This is a genomic window from Petrachloros mirabilis (assembly GCF_975968855.1).
Genome location: NZ_CDLUDY010000013.1, coordinates 1 through 3,367, shown reverse-complemented (window position 1 = coordinate 3,367; position 3,367 = coordinate 1). Strand labels below are relative to the sequence as shown.

At 57.4% G+C, this 3,367-nt stretch carries 4 protein-coding genes; all 4 read right to left on the bottom strand.

Annotated elements, in window-relative coordinates; all coding sequences use genetic code 11:
• A partial coding sequence (locus ACWVCN_RS00520; RefSeq protein WP_455243545.1) for a D-alanine--D-alanine ligase family protein occupies nt 1-623 on the bottom strand: 623 nt, incomplete at its 3' end.
• Nucleotides 624-629: 6 nt separating this feature from the next.
• Nucleotides 630-1,556 carry a UDP-N-acetylmuramate dehydrogenase gene (gene murB / locus ACWVCN_RS00515; RefSeq protein ID WP_455243544.1) on the bottom strand — a complete coding sequence of 309 codons (927 nt, stop codon included), beginning with the start codon at nt 1,554-1,556 and terminating at the stop codon, nt 630-632.
• Nucleotides 1,557-1,581: 25 nt separating this feature from the next.
• Nucleotides 1,582-3,081 carry a UDP-N-acetylmuramate--L-alanine ligase gene (gene murC, locus ACWVCN_RS00510; protein ID WP_455243543.1) on the bottom strand — a complete coding sequence of 500 codons (1,500 nt, stop codon included), beginning with the start codon at nt 3,079-3,081 and terminating at the stop codon, nt 1,582-1,584.
• Nucleotides 3,044-3,367: UDP-N-acetylglucosamine--N-acetylmuramyl-(pentapeptide) pyrophosphoryl-undecaprenol N-acetylglucosamine transferase (locus ACWVCN_RS00505; protein ID WP_455243542.1), on the bottom strand; the 324-nt coding region annotated here is incomplete at its 5' end. The genes ACWVCN_RS00505 and murC, both read right to left, overlap by 38 nt.

Sequence of the window (3,367 nt, the reverse complement as noted above, 5' to 3'; positions counted from 1 at the left end):
GGAAGCACCAAGGGCGTTTCCCCCTGGCGACCAAGCAGAGACACCGTGACCTCATGGCCCGAGATATACGTTTCCACCATTGCGTCCCGATCGTACCGATGCGCCAAGTTCAGAGCGTCGTTCCATTGAGCCGGTTTCTTCACGATCGTCACACCGATCGTTGAACCTTCCGATGCAGGCTTGATCACGACCGGCCATCGCAGTTTTGCGGCTCGCAAGACTTTCGCACTCGAACTCATTTCTCCTCGTTTGATGACCGTTCCAGAGGGAACGGGAATCCCATGAGCCGCAAGAATTGTTTTTGTCGTGACCTTGTGCATCCCGGCAGCGCTGGCATGGATGCCGGAACCGGTATAGGGGATTCCCAAGGTTTCAAGAAATCCCTGCATCGCCCCGTCTTCTCCTCCGGGACCATGCAATGCCAGAAACGCCACTGCGATCTTCTGCTCCTGCAAGTCGCGGCATAACGTCGGCCCGACATCGATCGTCACCGCGTCATACCCTCGCCGACAGAGCGCACGGTGGACCGCCGCTCCTGTCCGCAACGATACTTCCCGCTCGGACGATCGCCCCCCCATCAGCACGCCGATCCGACCCTCAGTCACCAGTGCGCGATCTCCCATAATCCGCTAGGCCTCACCGACGATTTTGAGTTCCAGATCCAATCGCACACCGCATTTCTTATTGATGGCTCGCCGGACTTTCCCGATCAGCTTGATCACCTCCGCCGCGCGTGCATGCCCACGGTTCACGATGAAATTGCCGTGCTTTGTGGATACTTCCGCATCACCCACGCTCAACCCTTTCAATCCGGCCTCCTCGATCAAACGACCGGCCGAACTGTTCGCCGGATTCTTGAATACGCATCCGGCACTGGGCATCGTAAGCGGCTGCGTATCTCTCCTATAATGGAGGTAGTCTTTCACGACCTTTTCAATTTCAGATCTGATCCCTTGCCGTAACTGTAGCCACACTCCCACAACAATCCCTTTAGGGAGACGAGCCCGACGATACTGGAACGAGATTTCCGATGCGGGCAAGACAAGGAGCTCGCCTCGCCGGTTCACAAGACGAACCGTTTTCACCGAATCCTTCATTTCACCCAATCGCGTTCCGGCATTCATGACGAGACAACCTCCGACCGTTCCAGGAATGCCGGCTGCCCATTCGAGTCCTGCAAGGGACCTGCGGATTGCATAGCCGATCAATGTCGGCATCCCTACCCCTCCCTCCCCATAAAGCACCGCACCAGGTTCTTCCTTGATCGATCGAAGCTTCGATAGACTGACCACGATTCCTCGAATCCCCCCGTCACGGATAAGCAGGTTCGTTCCGCCAAGAACGAACCATGAAATCTTTCTCGCGCTCGCTTGCCTAATAAGCCTCCTGACGTCCTCCACATCAGCCGGCTCCACAAGGACGTCGGCCGGCCCGCCGATCTTGAACGAGGTATAAGCATCCAACGACGCGCCGAATGTGACCTTCCCGCGGATACCTTCGACCGCTGCCTGCAAGTCCTTCTTCTGAAACTTCGATCCGGCACGTTTCGACCTCATTCGACGAAGAGGGGGAGGCATTGCATCAAGAGTTCTCAGTCAACTTCGCCAGCAAGGCAGGGCCTGATTTCCAAATATCCCCCGCCCCAAGGGTGAAAACGAGGTCTCCGGCCTTCAAGTGAGGAAGCACCTGGTCAACCAACTGGTCTTTACGCTCGACAAAATGCACGCCAGAGTGGCCCGTCGCTCGTATCGCATCGGCCAGTTTGGCGCCGGAGATCCCCGGAATCGGCTGTTCGCTTGCTGCGTAGATCTCCGTGACATAAAGCTGATCCGCATCCCGAAAGGCCACCGTGAAATCATCGAGGAGATCCCTTGTTCTCGTGTACCGGTGCGGCTGGAAAAGGACGACCAGCCGTCGATCCGGCCAGCCCTGCTTCGCCGCCGCCAATGTTGCCTTAATTTCGGTCGGGTGGTGACCGTAGTCGTCGACGACCGTGATCCCGCTCGCCTCTCCGCGGAGATGAAACCGTCGCTCCACGCCGGTGAATGCCGCCAACGCCTTTCGGATCAGATCGACGGGCACGTCCAACTCAACGCCGATCGCGATGGCTGCCAAAGCATTGGACACGTTGTGAATTCCCGGGACAGACAGGCGGAACGGACCGAGATTCCTCGTGCGGAAGAAGGCGCGAAACTCTGAGCCCCACTGCTTCACGCTGATGTCGGTCGCGCGGAAATCAGGCGTCAGCCCGTCACGCTCGAACAAACCGTAGGTGTGGTAGCGTTTCACGACCTTCGGAAACAGCGAACGGAGACGGTCGTCATCAGCACAGAGCACCGCAAGCCCGTAGAAGGGCACCTTGTTGATGAATTCGAGGAAGGTCTCGTTGATCCGCTCCATGCTGCCGTAGTGGTCCAGATGTTCACGATCCAAATTCGTCACGGCCACGATGGTAGGAGACAGGCGGAGGAATGAGCCATCGCTCTCATCGGCTTCTGCGACCAGCAATTCGCCACGCCCCAATCTGGCATGACTCCCCAGTGCATTGACTTTCCCTCCGATCACCATAGTTGGATCCAACCCACCCTGCGCCAACACGTTCGCCACCATTGAAGTCGTCGTCGTCTTACCGTGCGCACCTGCGATCGCCACACCAAACTTCAGTCGCATCAACTCGGCCAACATCTCGGCGCGTGGGATAACCGGAATCTGCCGCGCCTTGGCCGTGACCACTTCGGGATTCTCCGGCGAGACCGCCGACGAGATCACCACCACCTGCGCCTCTCCGACATTAGCCTCATGATGGCCTATGAAGATCTTTCCCCCCAATTCCTCCAATCGCCTCGTCGTATCCGTAGCCTGCAAATCAGAACCGGTGACCTTGTAGCCAAGTGTCAGAAGCACTTCGGCGATGCCGCTCATTCCCGACCCGCCGATCCCGACCAAGTGAATCTGCTGCGTCTTTCTGAACATCGTCTGTCGCCTCAACTCACCGAAAGATTGTGGTGAGTTGCCAAAATGACTGCTCCGTTGCCCGATCCCATTAGACTCCCGCCCCTCCAATAGACTGGTTGACATCATGGTGGTCTCCTATGAGTGCATAGCATTCGCGGACGATCGCGTCGGCCGCATCGGTTCGTTTTAAACTGAGACTCGCAGCACCCATCCCCCTCACCCGTTCCGGATCACCTAAGATCGCTTCGACCGTCTTCGCCAATTTCATGCCTGTCAGATCAGATTGCGGAAGAAGAACTGCCGCCCCAGCCGTCTCCATCACCTTGGCATTTTTCGTTTGATGGTCATAAATTGCCGTCGGTAACGGGATGAGAATCGCCGGCTTCCCGCACGTCGTCAATTCGGCGACGGT

Bases quoted from the DNA above. Each gene is read 5' to 3' on its own strand.
- murB (WP_455243544.1), bottom strand. From the start codon at position 1,556: ATGAGGTCGAAACGTGCCGGATCGAAGTTTCAGAAGAAGGACTTGCAG.
- murC (WP_455243543.1), bottom strand. From the start codon at position 3,081: ATGATGTCAACCAGTCTATTGGAGGGGCGGGAGTCTAATGGGATCGGG.